Origin of the sequence: Streptomyces sp. NPDC002742, assembly GCF_042888885.1 — a bacterium.
Lineage (GTDB): Bacteria > Actinomycetota > Actinomycetes > Streptomycetales > Streptomycetaceae > Streptomyces.
Window position 1 is genome coordinate 378,691 of the sequence record NZ_JBIAQF010000006.1, and the last position, 20,202, is coordinate 398,892.

Genomic DNA, 20,202 nt, shown 5'->3' on the forward strand with positions numbered 1-20,202 from the left:
AGGGTAGGCGCCATGCGTCCCTCGCAAGGGGGATTCGCCGCTGCCGTACGACCTGACGGCGGGGCGACCGCGAGGACGCCCGGCGGGTGGGTCACGCAGGGGCGCGGACTGCGGTGCGGCACTCGAACCGGACGGTCTTGCCGCGTCCGGGCAGCGGATGCCGGCCCCACCGGTCGGTCACCACGTCCACGATCAGCAGCCCGCGCCGGCCGCCCGACGTGTGCGCGGTGGCGCAAGTCGACGTACAGCGGGAGCAGTGGCGGTGATTGCGGTGGCGGTGATTGCGTCGAGGTGGCCCCTCTGGCCACCCGGGTAGCCCTCCGTGACTCGAAGGACCCCGCCCAAGGGGTCTTCACGGTCGGGGCCGGTGCCTTTGCCGCGTTCGTCGGGGCAGCGGTGGACGGCACCATCTGAGGGGTTCGGTCCGGGGCGGGTCGCGGGGACGTCGGCGTGCCCCGGACGCCGTCTACGGAGCGGCGTGCGAGGCGGTGTGCACGGCGGGGGCTTGCTCGGCCGCTCTCGCCGGGCCCACGTTCGCCGCCGTGACCAGCGCGGCGACCGCGATGACGGCGGCCAGGAGCCCCCTGGAGTAGCGCGCGGAAATACGTCGGAGCACGGTGACCTCGCAACAACAGCGGCGTATTAAGCATGCTTAATCCGGCGCTTAACGTAGAGGCTCCCGGGCTCACATCGCAAGAGGGCCCAGGCGGTTGGACAGTAGTCAAAAGCTGGACTGACTTGACGCGGCTTGATGGCATGCTTACCCCATGGCGGAGCGGGACGACCCTGAGATCATCGGGCGCAGGGTGCAACAGCTGCGTACGGAACGCGGCTTGACGCAGAAACAGCTGGCGGAGCCCGCGTACACGCCCGCGTACATCTCCACCCTGGAGGCCGGCCGGGTGCGGGCCTCCGAACCGGCGCTGCGGCACATCGCCGGCCGGCTCGGGATCGCGTACGAGGAACTGGCGACCGGGCGGCCCGCCCACCTCGCCACCGACCTGCGGCTGAGGCTGACCGACGCGCAGCGCACACTCGCCACCGGGGAGGCCGAGCCGGCCGCCGAGGTCTACGCCGTGCTGCTCGCGGAGACGGAGGCCCATGGGCTGGTCGCCGAGCAGGCCGCCGCGCTCCTCGGACTCGGCGAATGCGCCCTGGACATGGGGGACTTGGAGACGGCGCAGCGGCGCTTCGAGGAGTCCGAGCAGCGGCTGGGGGACGCGCCGCTGCCGCAGCGGGTGCCCGCCGTGCGCGGCCGGGCGGTCTCTCACTACCTCGCCGGTGAACTCCGTTACGCCTGCTACCTGTTCGAGTCCACCCTCGACGAACTCAACCGGACGGGCCTGCACGACCCCGAAGCGCTGCTCCTTCTCTATACGGGAGTCATCGCGCCCTACATGGACATGGGCGCGCATGCCCGTGCCGCCCAGGCCGCCGAGTTCGCGCTCGCCCTCGCGCCGCAGGTCGGGGACCCGGCGCTGGTGGCGCGGATGCACCGGTCGGTGGCGCGGACGATGATCGCCGAAGGGCGGATCGTCGAGGCCGACGCCTCCCTCGCCAAGGCCGCCGAGCTCTACCGGCAGCTCCAGATCCGCACCGAGCTCGCCAACTGCCACTGGATGCGCGGGTACCTGTACGCGCAGAACGGTGAGCTGGAGCGTGCCGAGAGCGAGTTGCGCGAGGCGCAGGCCATGCTCTCCGCCAAGCGGGCCGCGCTCTACACCAGCCAGGTCGCGGTGGAACTGGCCGATGTGCTGCACCGGCGCGGCAAGTCCGACGAGGCCGGAGAGCTGCTGCAACAGGTGCTCGGTGATCTGCATTCCGAGCGGGGCGCCATCCACTCGGCCGCCGCGCACCGACTGCTCGGCATCATCGCGGAGGACGCCCGGGACACCGAGGCGGCGGAGGAGCACTATGTGCGGGCGATGAGCCTGCTGGAGCGGGCGGGCGCGGCGGGGGACCTGGCGGACCTGTGCCGGCTGCTGGGCGACCTGCTGCGGCGCACCGGCCGGGTGGAAGCGGCCCTGGACGCCTACCGCACAGGCCTCGGCCACCGCACCGCCCCCGGCACGACAACCCTCGGTCCGGCCCCGGCGCAGCCCCCTCTCTGACCCCGGGCGGGATGGACCGGCGGGGGCGTCAGGCCATGCCGTCCACCGCGTCCTTCGCTTCCTTCAGACCCGCCCCGGTGGCCTCGCGGTAGGCCTTGATCGCCTGGATCTTCTTGCCCTCGCGCACCAGGGCGATGACCTCGGGCAGATGCGGGGGCTCCTCGCGGATGCTGAGCCGGTCGAGTATCAGGTCGAGCTGGTGCTCGACGTGGGCGATCCTGCGGTCGGTTCGGGCGAGCTTGCCCTCCAGGGCGGCGAAGCTCGCGACGACGAGTCCGGCGAGGGCGATGAGAGCGGTTAATTCCATGGTCACGGATCCTAGAGCGCATCGGCCGGGGAGCCGATGCGGCGCAACAGGCCGATCAGTGTGGCCCGTTCATTTTCTTCGAGCGGGCCGAAGGACGCGGTGAGGACTTCGCGGGCGACGGCGCGCCCCGCCGTCAGGACGCGCTCGCCGGCTTCCGTCAGGTGGTGCTCGATACGCCGGCCGCGACCGGGCCGCCGCTCGATGAGGTGCTGGGCCGCGAGCCGGGAGGCCAGGGTGCCGAAGGACTGGTCGCCCTGGAAGGTCGCGACCGCCAGCTCGTGCGCGGACGCTCCGGGCGTACGGGCGATCGCCCGCAGAGCGTCCCATTGCGCCAGCGTCGTGCCCACCGCCGCCAGGCGGGTGTCGAGCGCGCGGTGATGCCGGTACTGCGCTTCCTTCACGGCGCGCCCCAGCTCTTCGAGATCGACCGGAGCGGCAGGGGAGGGAGAAGCGGCAGGGGAGGGAGAAGCGGGAGAAGCGGGGGGAGTGGGAGATACGGAGGGCGGGTCGGCGGCCACGGCGGCCGGAGCGTCGAGGCCGCTCCCGGTCCCGCCGCTGCTTGCGGGACCAGGACCAGGACCGGGAGCGGCCCCGGCAGCGGTCCCGGCCGTAGTCCCGGTCCCGGCCGCGTCGGCTCCGTCGCCGGCCCCGGGGCTCTCGTGGTTCGAGGTCATGGCCGCATCCTAGTCCAGAATCTAAGGTTGCGTATATACGTATGCGTAGATACCGTGGGGCGCATGACCGACACCGAGATGCGAACCCGCACCGTCCACCCGCGCCCCGACCTCCCCCTCACCCTCGCCGAGACCGGCCCCGCCGACGGCCGGCTCGCGCTCGTCCTGCACGGCGGTGGCGGGCCCGCCACCGTCCAGGGTGTCGCCGCGCATCTGGCCGGCCGGCACGGCATGCGCGCCGTCGTCCCCACGCACCCCGGCTGGAACGGCACCGAGCGTCCCGACTGGTTCACCGGCGTCGACGACCTGGCGATCGCCTATCTGCACTGGCTCAGGGACGAGGGTCATCGTGACGTCCTCGTCGTCGGCTCCTCGCTCGGTGGCTGGACCGCGGCCGAGATGGCCTTCCGCGACGACGGCGCGGTGATCGGTTCGCTGGTGCTGATCAACGCGGCGGGCGTGGCCGTCCCGGGAGAGCCGGTCCGCGAGATCTTCGGGCTCCGCCCGGACGAGATCGCCGCGTACTCGTTCCACGATCCGGCCCGGTTCGCCGTGGACCCGGCCACCCTCACCGAGGAGCGGATCGCGGCCCAGCGGGCCAACATGGCCACCCTGCGCCTCCTGGCCGGCGACCCGTACATGCACGACCCGAAGCTCCTGAACCGGCTCGGCCGGGTGCGGATCCCGGCCCTCGTGCTGTGGGGCGAGAGCGACCGCGTCGTCACGCCCGCGTACGGGCGGGCCTACGCGCGGGCGTTCGCGCGAGGACGGTTCGAGCCGATCGCCGAGGCCGGCCATCTGCCGCACATCGAGCGCCCCGAGGCGACGTTCGCCGCGCTCGACGCGCACATCGACGCGCAGGCCCATGCCACGACCGATGCCACGACCGATGCCAAGACGGCTGCTCGGTTCGGCGCGACTGCCGGTGCCGGGAGCGCTTCCGGCCAGGGGCGTTGAGTTTCATCTCCCGTACGACGCTTCAGGCTCACCGGACGCCATGTCGGGCTCCTGGGCACCTGGACGGAAAGCCGGAAGGGGCGGTACCGGAGGATTCCGGCACCGCCCCTTCCGTGGCGCCGACCGGCCGCGCGCCGAGGCGTCAGCCGCCCGAGGGTCCCGAGCCCGGCGCTCCCGAGCCGGTGCCCAGGCTCGTGCCCGTGCCGCCCGTGCCGCCGTCCACCGCCGTCGGGTCCGGCGAGGAAGGCCCGCCGCTCGAAGGTCTGATCTCGACCACCGAGCCCGGTGCGAGCCGCTCGTACAGCCACTTGGCATCGGCCTCGCGCAGGCCGATCCAGCCGTGGACGGCGTCGTAGAAGCCCTTCTCGTCGCCCGTGATGGCACCGACATAGTCCGTCGTGCCGTCGGGGGCGGTGAGTTCGATCGCCCAGGAGGCCTTGAAGCTGTAGGCGCCGCTGAAGCCGACGGTCTTGCCGGAGACCATCATGGTGGGCTCCTTGACGGTGACCGTGGACCGGAGGGTCGGTACATAACCCGTCAGGCTGTCGGAGGTGAGCGTCAGTTCGCGGCCGGCGACCGAGATCACGCGTCGGCCCAGGTCGATCGTGGCGTCCGGCGTCGCCACCGGGGGACTGGGGGTGACGGTGGGACTGGCGGCCGGGGGCGGATCGTGGTGCGTGCCGCCGCCCAGGCTCACCACGACGACCAGGACGAGCGCTCCCGCGACGGAGGCGCCGGCCGCGGCCATCGCCGTGCGGCGACGGCGTCGGCGGCGTACCGCCCGGCCGCGGATCTCCGCACCGGTCAGCGTCGGCGGCCTCTCGCCCTCCGCTGCCAACTCCCGCAGTTCGGAGGTGAGTTCATGGGACACGGTCGTCCTCCCTCTCCCCCTTGTCCGGCATACCCGCGGAGTCCAGCGAACGCGCGGAGCCGGCCGGGCCCGCCGAATCCTCCGACAGCACCCGTGCCAGCGCCGCCCTGCCCCGGGAGAGCCGCGCCTTGACCGTGCCGACGGGAGCACCGGTTTCGGAGGCTACCCGCTCGACACTCAAGTCGCACAGATGGTGCAGAACGATCGCCATCCGCTGCGCCTCGGGCAGCGTACGCAGCGCGGCTATGAGCGCGGTGCGCTCGGGGCCGGGGCCCGGGGTGTGGTCGGACGGCGGTGTGCGCCGCACCAGCTCCAGCCAGCGGCGGGCACGACGCCAGCGGCTCACCGCGAGCCGCGTCGCCACGGTCCGTATCCACGCCTCGGGTGCCCCGTCGGCGAGGAACTCCCGCCGCCGGTCCCAGGCGCGGACGAACGCCTCCTGGACGACGTCCTGCGCCTCGCCGTGGTCCCCGGTGAACGCGTAGAGCTGGCCGGTCAGCCGGGGAAACGCGGTCGCGTAGAACGCGTCGAACTCTTCCTCGGTCATGCCCCCCGCCGGAATTTCCGCAGTTTCGCCGGCCGTGTGCAACCCGGCCGTCCCTGTCGTGCGTACAGGTCCCGTACGTCGCACATCGAAACACACCACAGGGGGATCACCATGACCACGGAACCGAGAGGCGGCCGCGGCCGGTTCGCCCGCGCCTGGAGCGCGGCGGCCGTGTGCGCGCTCGCGCTCACCGGGTGTTCGGCGCAGGCGGTGGCCGACGGCAGCGGGGGTACCGGAGCCGGTCCCGGCGGCGGGCCGGCCGCCACCGGGACCGCCGGTCCCACGGGCGAGGCCCGGCCGAAGCCCTCCGCCACACCGCCCAAGTCCCTGACGGGCGCGCACATCAACATCACCGACGGGCAGACCGTGGGCGTGGGCATGCCGATATCGGTGACCTTCGACCATCCGATACCCGTGGCCGAACGGGCCGATGTGGAACGGCAGTTGAAGGTGACGGCCGATGTCGAGGGCTCCTGGGGCTGGGTCAGGGACCGTAACCTCGCCGACGGCGGGCGCGTCGACTTCCGGCCCCGCGCGTACTGGAAGCCCGGCACGGCGGTCACCGTCCGGGCCGGAGCCGGAATCACCAGGCATTTCACGGTGGGCCGCTCCCTCGTCGCCACGGTGGATGTCCGTACACACTTCATGACGGTTGAGAAGGCCGGTTCGTCGCGCCGCGTGCCGATCACCGCGGGCGCGCCGGGCATGGACACCTGGAACGGCACGATGGTCGTCTCGGACAAGGCGACGAAGGTCTTCATGAACTCGCGGTCCGTGGGCTACGGCGACGCGTACGCGGGCTATTACTACTACGCCGTCCACCTCACCACCTCGGGCACCTACCTCCACCAGAACCCGAAGGCGAACACCTACGGCGGGCGCCAGAACGTCACGCACGGCTGCGTCGGACTCGCCACCGACGGCACCGCGAAGCGGTTCTACGACGAGGTCATCCCCGGCGACATCGTCAAGGTCGACGGCTCCCGCGACACGGTCGCCGTCGGCAACGGCTACGGCGACTGGAACCTGAGCTGGGACCAGTGGCGGGCGGCGAGCGCGCTCGACTGACGCACGTCCGTACGGAAAATCTTCGGACCGGTGTCATCCGGCCGGCGGGCGCCGGGAGTTTGTAGGAGGGGAGAGGCGCCCTTGCGCCGTCCGAACGCCCATCAGGTCACGAGGAGTTGTCCGTTCATGGCAGGGATTCAGAAGTATGTCGCGGCCGCCGGGACCCCGCACGGCAGGCTCCCGGAACTCGCCGGCGACCTCGGCTGGGGCGTCCGGTGCGTCGGCGCCGACCTGCCGGCCCACAGTGACGGCCTCGACGTCCGCCGCATCGTCGTCCGAGGCACCGAGGGCGCGGTCCACTCCCGTCTGGACCTGAACTGAGCACGCGGGCGCGGGAGTCGGGCCGTCCAGGCGCCGGCTCCCGCGCCCTGAAACACCCCCCACGCACCCGACCCGAGGGACCGCAGGTCGTGCCGCACAACCTCACCCCCACCTTCGAAGTCCAGCCCGAAAGCGGCGACTTCGCCGCGTACGCCCGCGCTGCCTGGCCCCGCCTGGTGCGCACCGCGCACCTGCTCACCGGCGACTTCCACGACGCCGAGGACCTCGTCCAGACCACTCTGGCCAAGGTGTACGCCCGCTGGCGGCGCATCCCGAGCGACGACGTCGACTTCTACGTACGCCGCTCGCTGGTCAACAACAACCTCAGCCGGACGCGCAAGAGACGGGTCGCGCAGCTGCTGATGCCCTTCGTGCCCGAGCGGGCGCACCAGCGCGAGCCCGGACACGCGGAGGCCGTCACCCAGCGGGCCGCTCTGGACACCGCGCTGGCCGCGCTGTCGGCACGGCAGCGCGCCGTCCTGGTGCTGCGTTACTGGGAGGACCTGGGCGAGGCCGAGACGGCCCAGCTGCTCGGTTGCTCGGTCGGCACCGTCAAGACCCATGCCCGGCGCGGCCTGCAGGCGCTGCGCGCCCACCCGGTGTTCGCCGGCCGCCACCCCGTCTCCGGAGCACGCTCATGAGCCTCTCGTCCCGTTCCGCACGCATGTCGGCCGAGGCCGAGCGGCTGCGCGAGGTGTTCGCCGACGCCGCGTACGACGTCACGCCCTCCGCCGTGCCGCTGGCCGCCATCGAGCGCGAGGGCCGCCGGCGTCGGCGCCGGCGCAGGACCACCGTGCTGGGGGCCGCCTGCGGTGCCCTGCTGGTGCCGCTCGCCGTGGTGGGACTCCACGACGGCGCCGGCCTCGGGTTCGGCGAGCCGGCGAGCTCGCCCGCCGCCCATGGCGACAGCGCGACCCCGTCCCCGGCGGAGACCGCCGGGCGGGTGCGGGTCGTGGCATCCGGCGAGCGGGTGCGGGTGGCCTCCGGCACCGAGATCTGGCTGACGAAGGAAGGCTCGCACTGGACGGAACCGGGCATGCCCGTCCAGTCGCACGGCATCCTGAACGCCCACCCCGATCCGAGCACCCCCCGCGTCTCGCTCCAGGCGTCCTACTGGAACGACGGCCGCACGCTGTTCTCCGGGGTCTTCCGCGGCTCGGGCGAAGTGGCCCACGTCGAGGTCACGACCGCCGCGGGAGTCGTCCACGCCACCGCCCTGACCCTCGCGGGCAGGCCCGGCTGGGCCGCCTGGTACGCGGTGACCCCGGCGCCGCCCACCCCGGCGCCGGACAACGCGCCGTCCGTGGATCCCCTGAGAGTCACGGTGTACGACAGCTCGGGCGCGGTCCTGGCGAGCCAGGGGTACCGACCGTGAGGGGGCTGCGAGGCGGCAGGGGCCCGCGAGGTGTGCAGGGCTCGCGAGGCGTGACGGGTCTGCGAGGCGTACGAGGTTCACAAGGTGTGACGGGTCTGCGAGACGGACGAGGCTCACACGGTGCGACGGGTCTGGGCGGTGCGCGGGGTTCACAAGGCGTGACGGGCCCGAGCGGTGTTCGGGGCTCGCGAGGCGCGAGGGGACCGCGAGCCGTGCCGGGAACGCCGTCCTGGCGGGGGACACGGGCCGAGAGCACCGCCGCCTCCGCGCAGGGCGGGCGCCAGGGTGCCCGGATGCGGGGCGGCCTCGGCCGCATGCTCCGCACCCGGCGCGTGAAGGCCCGCCGCACCCGCGGCCGTCGTCTGCGCCGCGCGCTGATCGCCCTGCTCGTCGTCCTGCTCACGCTCGTGGGCGCGGCGGTGGTGGCGTACCGGCTCACCGGGATTCCCGAGCCGCACCCGGAGACGGCGATGGAGAGCACGGTGTTCACCGACAGCCGGGGCGACTACCTGGGGCGGCGCGGCCCGGTGGACCGGCAGGAGGTCCCGCTCGCCCGGGTGCCGCGGCACGTCCAGGAGGCGGTGATCGCCGCGGAGAACCGTTCCTTCCGTACGGACACCGGGATCTCGCCGACCGCGATCCTCCGGGCGGCCTGGTCGACGGCGAGCGGCGGCGGCCGGCAGGGCGGCTCCACGATCACCCAGCAGTACGTGAAGAACGCCCTGCTCAGTCCTCAGCAGTCGCTGTCCCGCAAGGCCCGCGAGGCGCTGATCTCGATCAAGCTGGACCGCACCCGGTCGAAGAACGAGATCCTGGAGGGCTACCTCAACACGGTCTACTTCGGCCGCGGCGCCGCGGGGATCCAGGCTGCCGCGCGCAACTACTTCGGCGTCGACGCGTCCGCGCTGTCGGTCAGCCAGGGTGCCGCCCTCGCCGCCGTCATCAACATCCCCTCGTACTACGAGAAGGCGGGCTCGGACGTCGCGGTGACGGCGAAACTGACGCGCCGCTGGGAGTGGGTGCTGGACGCGATGGCCGACAGCGGGGCCATCACACCGGCCCAGCGCGCCGCGGCCCGCCTCCCCGCGTTCCGCTTCTATCCGCCCGGGGCCACGGACGGCCAGCGCCAGTACCTGATCGACGTGGCCTCCGCGGAGGCCGCCGACCGGCTCGGCGTCACCCAGGACGAACTGGCCCGCGGCGGGTACACCGTCCGCACCACCTTCGACCTCGCCGCCCAGGACGCGGCGGCGGAACCGGTCGCGGGCAAGGCGGGCGCCAAGGGCATAAGCCTCCACACCGCGATCGTCGCGCTGGTACCGGGCGACGGCGCGGTCCGCGTGCTGTACGGGGGCGCGGACTACGCCCGGCAGCCGTTCAACGACGCGCTGGCCGGAGCGGTGGAGGCGGGCACGGCGCTGGAGCCGTTCACCCAGGTGAAGCTCCGCCCGCCGCTGACCGTGCTCGCGAAGCGCGCCGCGCCCACTCCGCTCTCCCTGGCCGCCGCGTACGCCGCTGCGGCGGCCGACGGCACGTACGCCGAGCCGTACACCGTCCAGAGGATCACCCGGGGCGGCCGCACCGTCTACACCGCGCGCCCGCACACCCGTACCGCGATGGACCCGTCCTCCGCGCGGCTCTTCACCAAGATCCTGTACTCCGCCGGCGGGCGCTGGGGCGTGTTCACCGGCGGCGCCGGAACCCGCACCCTGTGGCAGACCATGTACGACGCGAAGCTGTCCACGACGGTCGCCCTCTTCGCCCAGCATCCCGCTCGCGGCGGACAGCCGGCCCGTATCGCCCAGCTCCCTTCCACGGCGGCGGAAACGGCCGCCAATGTCGTGGCGGGAGTCATGAACCGGCTGGTTCCCGCCGCCCCGTGGCCGGTTCAGGCCCCCAGGCCGACATTCGGGGGCCGATGAGAGGACGGGCCGCGTGCACCGAGAATCAGGTTCAACGGCCAACTGTCCACGCGACCTGAAGCGTGAACTCCTGGCGGGCTGATCCGGCACGCCGCGCCGGGTGTGTGCCGACCGGGTCGTGCCGGCGTACGCCCCCCGGGGAATCCGCCGTGCCGTGGCCCCGCGACGGTGGGGCCGGCCCGGTCGGGACCCGCCGTCGCGGCCTGTCCGGTGCACAACAGGCTCGCCCGGTGGACGGGTCCGCGCACCGGAAAGATCGCGGAACCGCCGTCCCGACGGCTGACCTCCGGGAACGCGCGGCCGACCGGGCGGGGACCGCGCACCGGGGTCCCCGCACACCGGGTTCCGGAGCGGTCCGGGCCGCCGAGTCGGAGCGGGATCGAGACCATCAAGCCCTACCGCCCGCCGGAATAGGGCCCATACTGGAATCACGATGAGTAAATCCTCCGCGCCCCGGCGCCACCTGCCCACCAGCCCCTTCGCCGCACCCGTCGTCCCCGTGGCCAAGGAGTTCAGCCTCGGAGACCGCGTCTCCCACGACCAGTACGGCCTGGGCACGATCGTCGGCGTCGAAGAGGGCATCGCGATGCTCGTCGACTTCGGCGCCCGCCAGGTCCGCGTCCTGAGCCCCTACACCCGGATGGACCGGCTCTGACTAGCACGCACTGACGTAACACCCCGGCCCGCCACCTCAGCCCGCGGCAGCCCCCACCACAGGTTGCCGGGGCCGCGGTGCGCGGTGGTCGAGATGGACCACGACAAGGTTGTGGAAACGGTCGACGGAGTCGTCGACGCTCCGGATGAAACCCGATTCGGCGTTGCCCCGGGTGTTCCCCATACCCCGGAAGAGGGACAGCCGGAAACCGGTGATCCGGCCGCCGTTCCTGGGCAGGATGTCCGCCGGTTCGGGACGCAGCCGCTCCAGAGTGCCGCGCGGCCCGCCCGCCTCCCCGTCGACGAGGGTCTCCACGTGCAGATCGGCCGGAGCCTCGTCGAGCTGCCGCACGAGCCGTTTGGCCCAGGTGAGCGGGTAGCCCTGGTCCGGAGCCGGGATCTCGATCGACGTCCGCAGCTTGCCCGTGCGCAGGTCCGCGCAGAGCGCGAGGACGCCGGGCGTTCCCTCGATACGCAGCTCGGCGTCCAGCCTTCCCTCCAGGCACAGCCGGTCCGCGAGACCGGCACGCCGGTCCCGGTGATCCGCGCCGCGCCTGGGCCGCTGGACGGGAAGCACCTTCTGGCCCAGTTCGCCGCCGAGCCGCAGACATACCTGCCGCACGAGCCGTTCCCAGCTCTCCACGACGTCCACGGCCCGTGCGTCGCCCTGGCACAGCGTCTCGTCGTCGATCCCGTTGCGCACGGGCACCCAGGACGGGCCCATGTTCTGGAAGCCGTGGCAGCCGGAGTTCTCGTGCTGGAGGTAGTGCAGGAGCTCCTGGAGCAGCCAGGCGTGCGAGGCGTGGGCGACGCCCTCGTGCCGGATCAGCATCTGCGCCTGGTGGGTCACCTCGGCCCAGGACAGGTGCCGCAGCGCCACCTTGTTCTTGCGCCGGCCGTCGGTCTTGACCTGGACGAGCGGGCTGCCGTCCAGCTCGACGTCGTTGGACAGGGTGATCACGGCCTCGTAGCCGCGCCGGGCCGCGATGTCGGCGTACGCCTGCACCTGGTCCTGCTTGAGCGGGTTGCCGTTCGTCTTCGTCTCGACGAGCGCGGTCCACAGTTTGCCCGCCCGCTCGACGCGGACGACGCCGTCCGGGCGCCGCGGAGAGTCCCCGTTCGGCAGCGTGACCTCGGTGAACGTCTCCATGCGTCCCGCCGGTGCCCCGAAGCCCGCGGTCAGCCGCCGGCCGAACTCCGGCACCTGCGCCATCACCGACAGCAGGACGGAGGTCGCCCGGGTCTCCCGTTCGCGGTCGCTCTTCAGGGCGGCGGCGGGGAAGAGCCGGGCCGTGCGCCAGTTGTCGTTCTCGGCGAGGGACTTCCTGGCCGCCTTGGGCAGCGTGACCTTCTTCTTTGCCGTGCTGGGACGCGGGTCGGTCCTGGGCGGGACCGCCGCGGCGGACCGGGGGACCGACGGTGGCACGACGGCCGCGACAGCCACCGCCTCGATCACCGCCGCCCCGATCACCGTCGCCTCGACCGGCTTCCGTGCCTCGACGGGCTCCCGCTCCCCGACGAACACCTCCGTCTCGGCCGGTTCCCCGGACCCGGTCTCCGCCGAGTCGTCGACGTCGACGCCGAAATCGGTGGCCAGACCGGCGAGCCCGGACCCGTAGCCCTGCCCGATCGCACGGAACCTCCAGTCGCCGGCCCGCCGGTAGAACTCGCCGAAGAGCAGGGCGCCGACCGCCCCGGCGTCCTCGACGGAGTACCGCAGCAGGCCCTCGCCCGAGGTGTCGGAGAGGGTCAGCCGCAGGTCGTCGAGATCCCCGAAAACGGCCCCCTGGTAGCGGCTCGCCGCCACGACGATCCGTTCGACCCCCGGCGGGACCGCGGTCAGGTCGAAGGTGATGCGGTCCTCGTCACCGTCGGCGGTCGGAGCCTTGCCCAGGAGCTGCACGCTCCCGTCCGGGGCGACGGGGTTGTTGTAGAAGAAGAAGTCCGCGTCGCTGCGTACCTTGCCGTCGGAGGTCAGCAGCAGCACGGAGACGTCCGCGTCGCCCTCTCCCGTCGGACTGCTCCACCCCAGGCTCACCATCACCGAGCCGACGTCCGTGCTCAACGACGACAGACCGACGTTGGCACCCTTGATCATCTCGTGCACTAGGCCCCCCAGATGCACAGCCGCGCGGGCACGCCGCAGCGGCCTGTTTCCGTCTCATGTGTGACGCGCCCCACACCCGGCGCGTCAGCGAACCCTATATCGCCCCCTGGGACCATCGGCATCGGTTCGTCCCTGTTGCTCCCGACCCGAACGGCCCACGGTGCATGCCCGCCCCGCAGGGCCCCGGCCGAGGCGGGGTCCATGGCCCTGCGGCGCGTGATGAGCCGCCGTTCGCCGGTGCACCGGGCCGTCCGGGAGAGCGCGGCGCGCGGATGCCACCGGCCGAAGACGGGTGCCCCGGGCCGGTACCGGACGGGATCTGCCAAAGTGGAAGGTGATGCACGCGCCCCAGGGAAGCACCATGAGCCCCACCGACCGGTTCGACGACGACGACTACCCCGCCTACACGATGGGCCGGGCCGCCGAGCTGATCGGTGCCACCCCCGCGTTCCTGCGGGCCGTCGGGGAAGCCGGGCTGATCACGCCGCTGCGTTCAGAGGGCGGCCACCGCCGCTACTCCCGCAACCAGCTGCGGGTCGCGGCCCGCGCCCGGGATCTCGTCGACCAGGGCACGCCGGTCGAGGCGGCCTGCCGGATCGTCACGCTGGAGGACTGCCTCGACGAGGCGCTGCGGATCAACGCGGAGCTGCGCGGCTCGACACCGCAGGACGCCTGAGCCGGGCGTCGGAGGCGCTCTGAGGCCGTTTCTCCGGCCCTCTCGGGATATCTGCTTCGGCCGATACAGAATTTGGTGCACGGGCCCGCGAGGTTTTGATATTCCCCGCGCCGGAGTGAGATAGTGCGCCCCCTTCGAGGCCCCTAGCGTGCTACTGTCGATATCAGTTGCAGTTGTGGTTCCCAAAGTTTTTCCGGTGCATTCCGGTTGGGGCAATCATTGCGGCGACGCAGGTCCACACAGTGTGGACCTTCGAGCTTTGCCCCGAAGGAGATTTGACATGGCTACTGGCACCGTGAAGTGGTTCAACGCGGAAAAGGGCTTCGGCTTCATCGAGCAGGATGGCGGCGGCGCCGACGTCTTCGCTCACTACTCGAACATCGCCACCTCTGGCTTCCGTGAGCTCCAGGAAGGCCAGAAGGTGACCTTCGACGTCACGCAGGGCCAGAAGGGCCCGCAGGCGGAGAACATCGTCCCCGCCTAGTCTGGGACACCGGATGGCCGGCGTCCGCACCGCAAGGTGTGGGCTCCGGCCATCTGTTTTTTGTGGTCATTGAAATTGCGATGAATTTTCGGTGCCCTCTGCCCGCTTTCGGGGGCGTCAAACTCGGCTCGTCCGTTCGAACACACAGAACGTGCCGAACGCGCCGATCGCGCCGACCGCAGCGGGCGATGCTCGCCGATCTCGATGCCGATGCCGACCTGATGCCGACGGCGACCTCGACGCGGATGCCGACGGCGGACTCGATGCCGATGCCGATGCCGACGGCGGACTCGATGCCGATGCCGATGCCGACGGCGGACTCGATGCCGATCGCGCCGATGGCGCAAGCCCGGTCGCTACACCGCCAGGACCGCTCGGACGGTCTTGCCGCCCAAGCCCGTACTGACGACCTCCAGGCTCTGGGCGAGCTGCTGGACCATGGCCAGGCCCCTGCCGCTTTCCGACTCAGCGTCCAGCGCGCCGACCCGCGGCCGTCCGGGACTGTCGTCGCGGACCTCGACCGTCACCCGCCCGTGCCCCAGTTGCAGCCGCAGCCTGCAGCCGCTGCGGCCGTACCGTACGGCGTTGGCGACGAGCTCCGAGGCGATCAGTGTGGCGTCGTCCACCTGGTCCGCGGTCGGCGACGCGAGCCGCGGCCGTGGCTGGGTCAGAAACGCCGTGGTCAGTTTGCGGGCCCTGCCCGCCGAGACGGCCGTACGCGGCAGTGTGTACTCCACGCGGGCGGTCGGCCGGACGGTGCGCTGGTGCGCACGCATGACTGACACCTCTCTTTCCCCTCCCAGGACAACCAGCACCGGCCGACGGCTCCCTCCCCCGTCGACCGGGCCCCGCGCGAAACGGTGCGCGGCGGGCCCTGCACTCGGGTGATGCCCCACCCGGGCGATCGGCAACCAACGACCCGCGTCACAAAGCCGCCACGAGGCCCCGAACGGGCGGTTCAGCGCCCCGAGTCCAGCAGATGGAAGTCGTCGTAGTCGAAGCCGGGCGCCACCACGCAGCTGACCAGAACCTCCTCGTCGCCGGCCGGGCGGGCGGACTGCCAGATGCCGCCGGGGACCAGGACCTGGGGGCGCTCCCCGGCCTCGACGCGGGGGCCGAGGCGGACAACCTGCGGGGTCGACTGGGGAGTTGTCCCGTCGCCGCCGAGCAGCACGTCGAGCGGGCCGCCGCGGTGCCAGAGCCAGAGCTCGTCGGAGCGGACGGTGTGCCAGGCGGAGGTGTCGCCGGGCGCGAGGAGGAAGTAGATGGCGGAGGCGGCGGCGCGGGGGCCGGGGTAGCCGTCGGGCCGGAAGGCCTGCGGCGCGGTCCAGGTCTCGACGAACCAGCCGCCCTCCGGGTGGGGTTGCATGTTCAGGGCGGCGGCCAGTGCCGGAATCCCGGTCTCAGGAGAGGTCACCCCCTGCCTCTATCACGCGGCGGGGAGAGGGTTCAACCAACTCCCGGTGGACACGCGCATGTCCGCCGGGGGGTCCTCCCGGCCGGGGCGGCGGGCTCGGGCTAGGCCGGATAGGCGTGTGTCTGGGCCGCTTTCACCGTGGCCCAGACGACAGCGCCCGGACGCAGGTCGAGTTCCGCCGCGGCGATCGTCGTCAGGTCGGCGGCGAGCGGCAGTTCGCCGGTCAGGTCCGCGCGGATCTGGTCGCCGTGCGTCTCCAGACCGCCCACTCGGCACTGCCACAGATTGCGGGCGCTGGAGCCGGTCGGGCGGTCGCGGTGGAGCGTGACGGCGCCGGGCGGGAACGCCACGAACACGGGTCCGTCGAGCTTCTCGGTCGTGGTGATCGCCGGGCCCGCCTCCAGCCGTACGGTGTGGCCCTCGGCCCCGCCCCGGTACAGGTTGAGACCGACCAGCTGGGCGATGTAGTCGGTGCGCGGCCGGCGGGCGATGTCCGACGGACTGCCCTCCTGGACGACCCGGCCGTCCTCGACGACCACGAGCCGGTCGGCCAGCACCATCGCGTCCAGCGGGTCGTGCGTCACGAGGACGGCAACGGCCTCGAAGTCGGCCAGATGGTGCCGGAGTTGGGCTCGTACGGCCAGGCGCGTACGGGCGTCCAGCGCGGCGAGCGGTTCGTCGAGCAGCAGCAGCCGGGGGTGGGTGGCGAGGGCGCGGGCGACGGCGACCCGTTGCGCCTGCCCGCCGGAGAGCCGGCGCGGTCTGGCCGCGGCGTGGTCGGCGAGGCCCATGCGCTCCAGCCACGCGGCGGCCTGTGCCCGCGCCTCCGCCCTGGGTACGCCCCGACAGCGCGGCCCGAAGGCGACGTTGTCGAGCGCGGACAGGTGCGGGAAGAGCAGATAGTCCTGGAAGACGACGCCCACGGGGCGGGACTCGGGCGGCGTACGGTCCAGGGAGGCGCCGTCCAGCCGCAGCCGGCCGCCCTCGGACAGCGGGGTGAGCCCGGCCAGCGCGCGCAGCGCGGTGGTCTTGCCCGCGCCGTTCGGTCCGAGCAGGGCGACGACGTCCCCGGGGGCCGCGGAGAGTTCGATGTCGAGGCGGAACGAGCCGCGCCGGACGACGAGACGTGCGTCGAGGCCCTGGTCGGACGGCGTGGTCGTGGCCGCGGGGGCGTCCGTCATGACGCGATCACCTCGCTCTCGGACGGCTGTCCGGCGGGACGCCCGCCCTCGTAGGGACATACGGTGCCGTGCTCGACCCTCGTACGGATGCCCGTCATGACGCCGCCGTCAGCCAGCGGTCCCGCAGCCCGGCGAGGACGGCGATCGAGACCACGAGCAGGACGAGGCTCAGGGCGATCGCGGCGTCGGGGTCGCTCTGCAGGGCCAGGTAGACGGCGAGCGGCATGGTCTGGGTACGGCCCGGGAAGTTGCCCGCGAAGGTGATCGTCGCGCCGAACTCGCCCAGCGCGCGGGCCCAGGCCAGGACGGAACCGGCGGCGATGCCCGGCGCGATGAGGGGCAGGGTGACCCGGCGGAAAGCGGTGAAGCGGGAGGCGCCGAGGGTCATGGCGGCCTCCTCGTAGCGCGGGTCGGCCGCCCGCAGGGTGCCCTCCACGCTGATCACCAGGAAGGGCATCGCCACGAAGGCCTCGGCCACGACCACCCCGGCCGTGGTGAAGGGCAGCGTGATCCCGAACCACGAGTCGAGCAGCTTCCCGACGACTCCGTTGCGGCCGAGGGCCAGCAGCAGCGCGACACCGCCCACCACCGGGGGCAGTACGAGCGGCAGTGTGACCAGGGCCCGGACGAGCCCTCGCCCGGGAAACTCCGTACGTGCCAGCAGCCAGGCGAGCGGCACGCCGAGCACCAGGCTCACCGCGGTGGCCGCCGTGGCCGAGAACAGGGACAGCTGGAGGGCCTGCCAGACCTCGGGCTTGGACAGCTGGTCCGGCAGGCTGCGCCAGGGCGCCCGGACGAGCAGCGCGAGGAGCGGGAGAAGCAGGAAGGCGAGCCCGACGAGGGCCGGCAGCAGGAGGGCGAGCGGCGCCCCGCTCCGCACCCGCCCACCCGTCCGGCCCCACGTCCGGCCGCGTCCGCGCCGCGGCCCACCCGTGAGGGTGTCGGCCGCGGCGTCGGACTTGTCGAGCGAGGTCACGGGATCACTCATGGCTTCAGGAGACGGGGTTCAGGCGTTCGCTTCAAGGGGCGGGCCGCACGGGATACGTGCCGGGAGGCGCGCCGGGATACGGACGGAGGAGGCGACGGGCGCCAGGAGGAGGGTGTCAGGACGCGAGCGGGTGTCAGGACGCGGGTGTCAGGACGTGGGCTGCAGGAAGCCGGCCGCCGTCAGCACCTTCTGGCCCTCCGCCGACCGCACCAGCTCGATGAACGCCTTGGCCGCGGCCGCGTTGTGCGCGTCCTTGAGCAGGGCGATCGGGTAGTCGTTGACGGCGTCGGCCGACTCGGGGAACTCCACGCCCTCCACCTTGTCACCCGCGGCCTTCACATCCGTCTTGTACACCACCGCCGCGTCCGCCTCCTTCAGCTCCACCTTGGTCAGGGCGCTCTTCACGTCCTGCTCGTAGGAGGCGGGGGTGAGCTTCAGCTTGCTCGCGGTCAGCGCCTTCTGCGCGGCGGCGCCGCACGGCACCGTCTTGTCGCACAGGACAACCTTGAGGCCGGACTTGGTGAGGTCCTTCAGGGAGGCGATCTTGTCCGGGTTGCCCGGCAGGGTGGCGATCTCCAGCTGGTTGCGCACGAACGTCGCGGGGGCGGTCGCCGCGTCGTTCTTGTCGGTCACGATCGCCATCGTCTTCGGGCTGGCCGCGGCGAAGACGTCCGCCGGGGCGCCGCCCGTGATGCTCGCGGCGAGGGAGTCGCTGCCGCCGAAGCTGAAGGTGACCTTGGTGCCGGGGTGGGCCTTCTCGAAGTCCTTGCCGAGGGTCGTGAAGCTCTCCTTGAGGGAGGCGGCGGCGAAGACCGTCACCGTGCCGGTGAGCTTCGGCGAGGAGGACGTCGAGGCCGGCGACTTCGCCGCGTCCGAGGAGTCGGAATCGCTGTCGGAGGACGAGCAGGCGCTCAGGGCCAGCAGCGTGGCGGCACCGACGCCGGCCACCTGCAAGGTCCGGGTGGTGCGGCGGGTCCGGCGCGCGGATCGGGTCGTCACGGATCTACTCCCTCGGAAACTCTGAGGCTCGCTGAAGCCTCCGTCGTGGTCTTCGTCGTGGTCTTCAGTCATGAGCTCACGTTCTGTTATGCGCTGATCATACTTCCGCATGTGCGAGCTGTAAGTCTCCTGTCTCATCGCATGAGCTGTGCGTACGGCCTTCGGGTGTACGCATGTGCGTTTGTACGTGACCGCCCGCTGGGTACGGTCCTGCGGGAGGTGCTGCCCTGTGAGCCAGTCCCTGAGACAGCCGACGCCGCCGGCCCCCTCGCTCGCGGAACTCGTGCTGACCGGCGACCTCGCCCGGCCGGCCCGGCTGACCGTGCCCGACCTGCTCCTGTGGCCCCAGCACCGGGTCCGGGTCAGCTTCGAGTGCGCCACCAGCGGAGTGCGGCACCACGGTTTCGAGGGCCCACTGCTGTACGACGTGCTGCGGGACGCCGGGCCCCGCTTCGATCCGGCCCGCCGCAAGGACCGGCTGCGCTTCCTCATCGCGGTGGCCGGCGCGGACGGCCACCACGCACTGCTCACCTGGGCCGAGATCGACCCCGACTTCGCGCACGCCCCGGTGCTGCTCGCGGTCGGCATCGACGGCATCGCGCTGGACCGGGCGGGCCCGCAGCTGGTCCTGCCGCAGGACCGGTGCGGGGCCCGGCACATCAGCGGCATCAACGCCATCCGGGTGGACGGCCGATACCCGTCGTGGCCCGGCGGGAGCCGGCACCCGGGGGCCGTGAGCCCGCGCCCGGCATAGTGAGCCGGCTGCCGGGGGCGTGAGCCGGCGGCAGGGGCCGTGACAGGGCCGCCCCGCGTCTGCGACCCTGGCCCGCCGACGGGAGGTGGCGCGTGCTGCTGCGTCAGCTGGAGTACCTGGTCGCGCTCGCCCGGGAGCGGCACTTCGCCCGCGCGGCGGCGGCCTGCTTCGTGTCACAGCCGTCGTTGTCCGCCGCGATCCGCCGGCTCGAACACGAGCTGGACGTGCCGATCGTGCGCCGCGGCCGCCGGTACGAGGGCCTGACCCCGGAGGGCGAGGTCGTACTGGCCTGGGCGCACCGGATCCTCGCCGAGCGGGACGCCCTGCGCCAGGAGCTGTCGGCGCTGCGCGGCGGTCTGACCGGCACGCTGCGTCTCGGCATCGTGCCCACCGCGCTGCCCGCCGCGTCCCTGCTCACCACCCCGTTCTGCGAGCGCCACGCGCAACTGCCCGGGGGCCGTTGGTCGAGCGTGATCTCGCATGCCTGGCTGCATATGTTCGGGGTGCCGCGGGGGATGCGGGTGGTGCCGCTGGAGGGCCCCGCGCACGGGCCGTGGGTCGGCATCGTGGTCGCGCGGCACGAGCCCGAATCGGTGCTGGCGCAGGCGCTGTTGAAGGTGGCCGGGGAGGCGGGGGTGCGCGACGCGCTGGACGCGCTGCTGAAGGCGCATCTGGGGGAGACGGGTTGAGCCGGGTTGAGACGGGTTCATAGCCCGTGGCTATCGGCACATAGCGACGTTCGCTTTGACCAGGGCATTTGACTCCGAGGATGGTGAAAGAACCTTACGG

Annotated in this window: 24 protein-coding genes; 13 read left to right on the forward strand and 11 right to left on the reverse strand. The window is 72.5% G+C overall.

The genetic code is table 11. The features are described 5' to 3' along the window. Positions 1-12 precede the first annotated feature (12 nt). A complete protein-coding gene (locus tag ACFYW8_RS13355) occupies positions 13-414 on the forward strand; it encodes a DUF397 domain-containing protein (protein ID WP_389072215.1) in 402 nt (133 codons plus the stop codon). 52 nt (positions 415-466) lie between these two features. On the opposite strand, the gene ACFYW8_RS13360 is transcribed toward ACFYW8_RS13355, so the two are convergent. Beyond that, positions 467-616 (reverse strand): hypothetical protein, encoded by a 150-nt coding sequence (locus ACFYW8_RS13360; RefSeq protein WP_389072220.1) that lies wholly within the window; start codon positions 614-616, stop codon positions 467-469. Between the two features lie 151 nt (positions 617-767). On the opposite strand from ACFYW8_RS13360, the gene ACFYW8_RS13365 reads away from it, so the two are divergent. Next, the gene (locus ACFYW8_RS13365; RefSeq protein ID WP_389072223.1) at positions 768-2,111 is read left to right on the forward strand and encodes a tetratricopeptide repeat protein; all 1,344 of its coding nucleotides are present in this window, start codon (positions 768-770) and stop codon (positions 2,109-2,111) included. A gap of 28 nt (positions 2,112-2,139) precedes the next feature. Here the strand turns inward: ACFYW8_RS13365 and ACFYW8_RS13370 are convergent, their stop codons facing one another. Continuing rightward, positions 2,140-2,418 carry a ribosomal protein L7/L12 gene (locus tag ACFYW8_RS13370; protein ID WP_365869240.1) on the reverse strand — a complete coding sequence of 93 codons (279 nt, stop codon included), beginning with the start codon at positions 2,416-2,418 and terminating at the stop codon, positions 2,140-2,142. Positions 2,419-2,429: 11 nt separating this feature from the next. Beyond that, positions 2,430-2,819: a MarR family winged helix-turn-helix transcriptional regulator gene (locus ACFYW8_RS13375; RefSeq protein ID WP_389072230.1), complete on the reverse strand. Its 390-nt coding sequence runs from the start codon at positions 2,817-2,819 to the stop codon at positions 2,430-2,432. A gap of 336 nt (positions 2,820-3,155) precedes the next feature. Here ACFYW8_RS13375 and ACFYW8_RS13380 point away from each other — a divergent pair, with 336 nt between their 5' ends. Then, positions 3,156-4,049: an alpha/beta fold hydrolase gene (locus ACFYW8_RS13380; RefSeq protein ID WP_389072235.1), complete on the forward strand. Its 894-nt coding sequence runs from the start codon at positions 3,156-3,158 to the stop codon at positions 4,047-4,049. 142 nt (positions 4,050-4,191) lie between these two features. Here the strand turns inward: ACFYW8_RS13380 and ACFYW8_RS13385 are convergent, their stop codons facing one another. Together ACFYW8_RS13385 and ACFYW8_RS13390 are read right to left on the reverse strand one after the other, a co-directional pair. Continuing rightward, entirely contained in the window at positions 4,192-4,920 is a 729-nt protein-coding gene (locus tag ACFYW8_RS13385) for a hypothetical protein (protein WP_389072240.1), read from the reverse strand. Continuing rightward, positions 4,910-5,467, reverse strand: a complete 558-nt coding sequence (locus ACFYW8_RS13390; RefSeq protein WP_365869237.1) for a SigE family RNA polymerase sigma factor — start codon at positions 5,465-5,467, stop codon at positions 4,910-4,912. The genes ACFYW8_RS13385 and ACFYW8_RS13390 overlap by 11 nt, the downstream gene beginning before the upstream one ends. 111 nt (positions 5,468-5,578) lie before the next feature. On the opposite strand from ACFYW8_RS13390, the gene ACFYW8_RS13395 reads away from it, so the two are divergent. From ACFYW8_RS13395 to ACFYW8_RS13420, 6 genes are all read left to right on the forward strand, one after another. Further along, complete coding sequence (locus ACFYW8_RS13395) at positions 5,579-6,535, forward strand: L,D-transpeptidase (RefSeq protein ID WP_389072248.1); 957 nt, start codon at positions 5,579-5,581, stop codon at positions 6,533-6,535. Between the two features lie 126 nt (positions 6,536-6,661). Continuing rightward, complete coding sequence (locus tag ACFYW8_RS13400; RefSeq protein ID WP_389072253.1) at positions 6,662-6,856, forward strand: hypothetical protein; 195 nt, start codon at positions 6,662-6,664, stop codon at positions 6,854-6,856. Between the two features lie 89 nt (positions 6,857-6,945). Continuing rightward, the gene (locus ACFYW8_RS13405) at positions 6,946-7,497 is read left to right on the forward strand and encodes a SigE family RNA polymerase sigma factor (RefSeq protein WP_365869234.1); all 552 of its coding nucleotides are present in this window, start codon (positions 6,946-6,948) and stop codon (positions 7,495-7,497) included. Then, entirely contained in the window at positions 7,494-8,231 is a 738-nt protein-coding gene (locus ACFYW8_RS13410; protein ID WP_389072261.1) for a hypothetical protein, read from the forward strand. The genes ACFYW8_RS13405 and ACFYW8_RS13410 overlap by 4 nt, the downstream gene beginning before the upstream one ends. A 212-nt stretch (positions 8,232-8,443) precedes the next feature. After that, the gene (locus tag ACFYW8_RS13415) at positions 8,444-10,153 is read left to right on the forward strand and encodes a transglycosylase domain-containing protein (protein WP_389072270.1); all 1,710 of its coding nucleotides are present in this window, start codon (positions 8,444-8,446) and stop codon (positions 10,151-10,153) included. A 433-nt stretch (positions 10,154-10,586) separates the two neighbouring features. After that, positions 10,587-10,808 (forward strand): hypothetical protein, encoded by a 222-nt coding sequence (locus ACFYW8_RS13420; RefSeq protein WP_037614735.1) that lies wholly within the window; start codon positions 10,587-10,589, stop codon positions 10,806-10,808. A gap of 36 nt (positions 10,809-10,844) precedes the next feature. On the opposite strand, the gene ACFYW8_RS13425 is transcribed toward ACFYW8_RS13420, so the two are convergent. Continuing rightward, complete coding sequence (locus ACFYW8_RS13425) at positions 10,845-12,905, reverse strand: TerD family protein (RefSeq protein ID WP_389072278.1); 2,061 nt, start codon at positions 12,903-12,905, stop codon at positions 10,845-10,847. 346 nt (positions 12,906-13,251) lie between these two features. On the opposite strand from ACFYW8_RS13425, the gene ACFYW8_RS13430 reads away from it, so the two are divergent. Further along, the gene (locus ACFYW8_RS13430) at positions 13,252-13,590 is read left to right on the forward strand and encodes a MerR family transcriptional regulator (protein ID WP_389072283.1); all 339 of its coding nucleotides are present in this window, start codon (positions 13,252-13,254) and stop codon (positions 13,588-13,590) included. A 280-nt stretch (positions 13,591-13,870) separates the two neighbouring features. Then, a complete protein-coding gene (locus ACFYW8_RS13435; RefSeq protein WP_020871138.1) occupies positions 13,871-14,074 on the forward strand; it encodes a cold-shock protein in 204 nt (67 codons plus the stop codon). A 356-nt stretch (positions 14,075-14,430) separates the two neighbouring features. On the opposite strand, the gene ACFYW8_RS13440 is transcribed toward ACFYW8_RS13435, so the two are convergent. The 5 genes from ACFYW8_RS13440 to modA all read right to left on the reverse strand — a co-directional run bounded on the left by ACFYW8_RS13440 (position 14,431) and on the right by modA (position 18,659). After that, positions 14,431-14,850, reverse strand: a complete 420-nt coding sequence (locus ACFYW8_RS13440) for an ATP-binding protein (protein WP_365869230.1) — start codon at positions 14,848-14,850, stop codon at positions 14,431-14,433. Between the two features lie 182 nt (positions 14,851-15,032). Beyond that, the gene (locus ACFYW8_RS13445) at positions 15,033-15,491 is read right to left on the reverse strand and encodes a cupin domain-containing protein (RefSeq protein WP_389072293.1); all 459 of its coding nucleotides are present in this window, start codon (positions 15,489-15,491) and stop codon (positions 15,033-15,035) included. 101 nt (positions 15,492-15,592) lie between these two features. Continuing rightward, positions 15,593-16,672, reverse strand: coding sequence for an ABC transporter ATP-binding protein (locus ACFYW8_RS13450; protein ID WP_389072297.1), 1,080 nt, complete (start codon positions 16,670-16,672; stop codon positions 15,593-15,595). Positions 16,673-16,766: 94 nt separating this feature from the next. Further along, positions 16,767-17,648 (reverse strand): molybdate ABC transporter permease subunit, encoded by an 882-nt coding sequence (gene modB, locus ACFYW8_RS13455; protein ID WP_389072564.1) that lies wholly within the window; start codon positions 17,646-17,648, stop codon positions 16,767-16,769. Positions 17,649-17,807: 159 nt separating this feature from the next. Further along, positions 17,808-18,659: a molybdate ABC transporter substrate-binding protein gene (gene modA / locus ACFYW8_RS13460; RefSeq protein ID WP_389072302.1), complete on the reverse strand. Its 852-nt coding sequence runs from the start codon at positions 18,657-18,659 to the stop codon at positions 17,808-17,810. A gap of 229 nt (positions 18,660-18,888) precedes the next feature. Between modA and ACFYW8_RS13465 the strand changes: the two genes are divergently transcribed. Further along, on the forward strand, positions 18,889-19,413 hold the full coding sequence (locus ACFYW8_RS13465) for a molybdopterin-dependent oxidoreductase (RefSeq protein WP_389072307.1): 525 nt from the start codon (positions 18,889-18,891) through the stop codon (positions 19,411-19,413). A 92-nt stretch (positions 19,414-19,505) separates the two neighbouring features. Next, on the forward strand, positions 19,506-20,102 hold the full coding sequence (locus tag ACFYW8_RS13470) for a LysR family transcriptional regulator (RefSeq protein WP_389072311.1): 597 nt from the start codon (positions 19,506-19,508) through the stop codon (positions 20,100-20,102). Positions 20,103-20,202 lie beyond the last annotated feature (100 nt).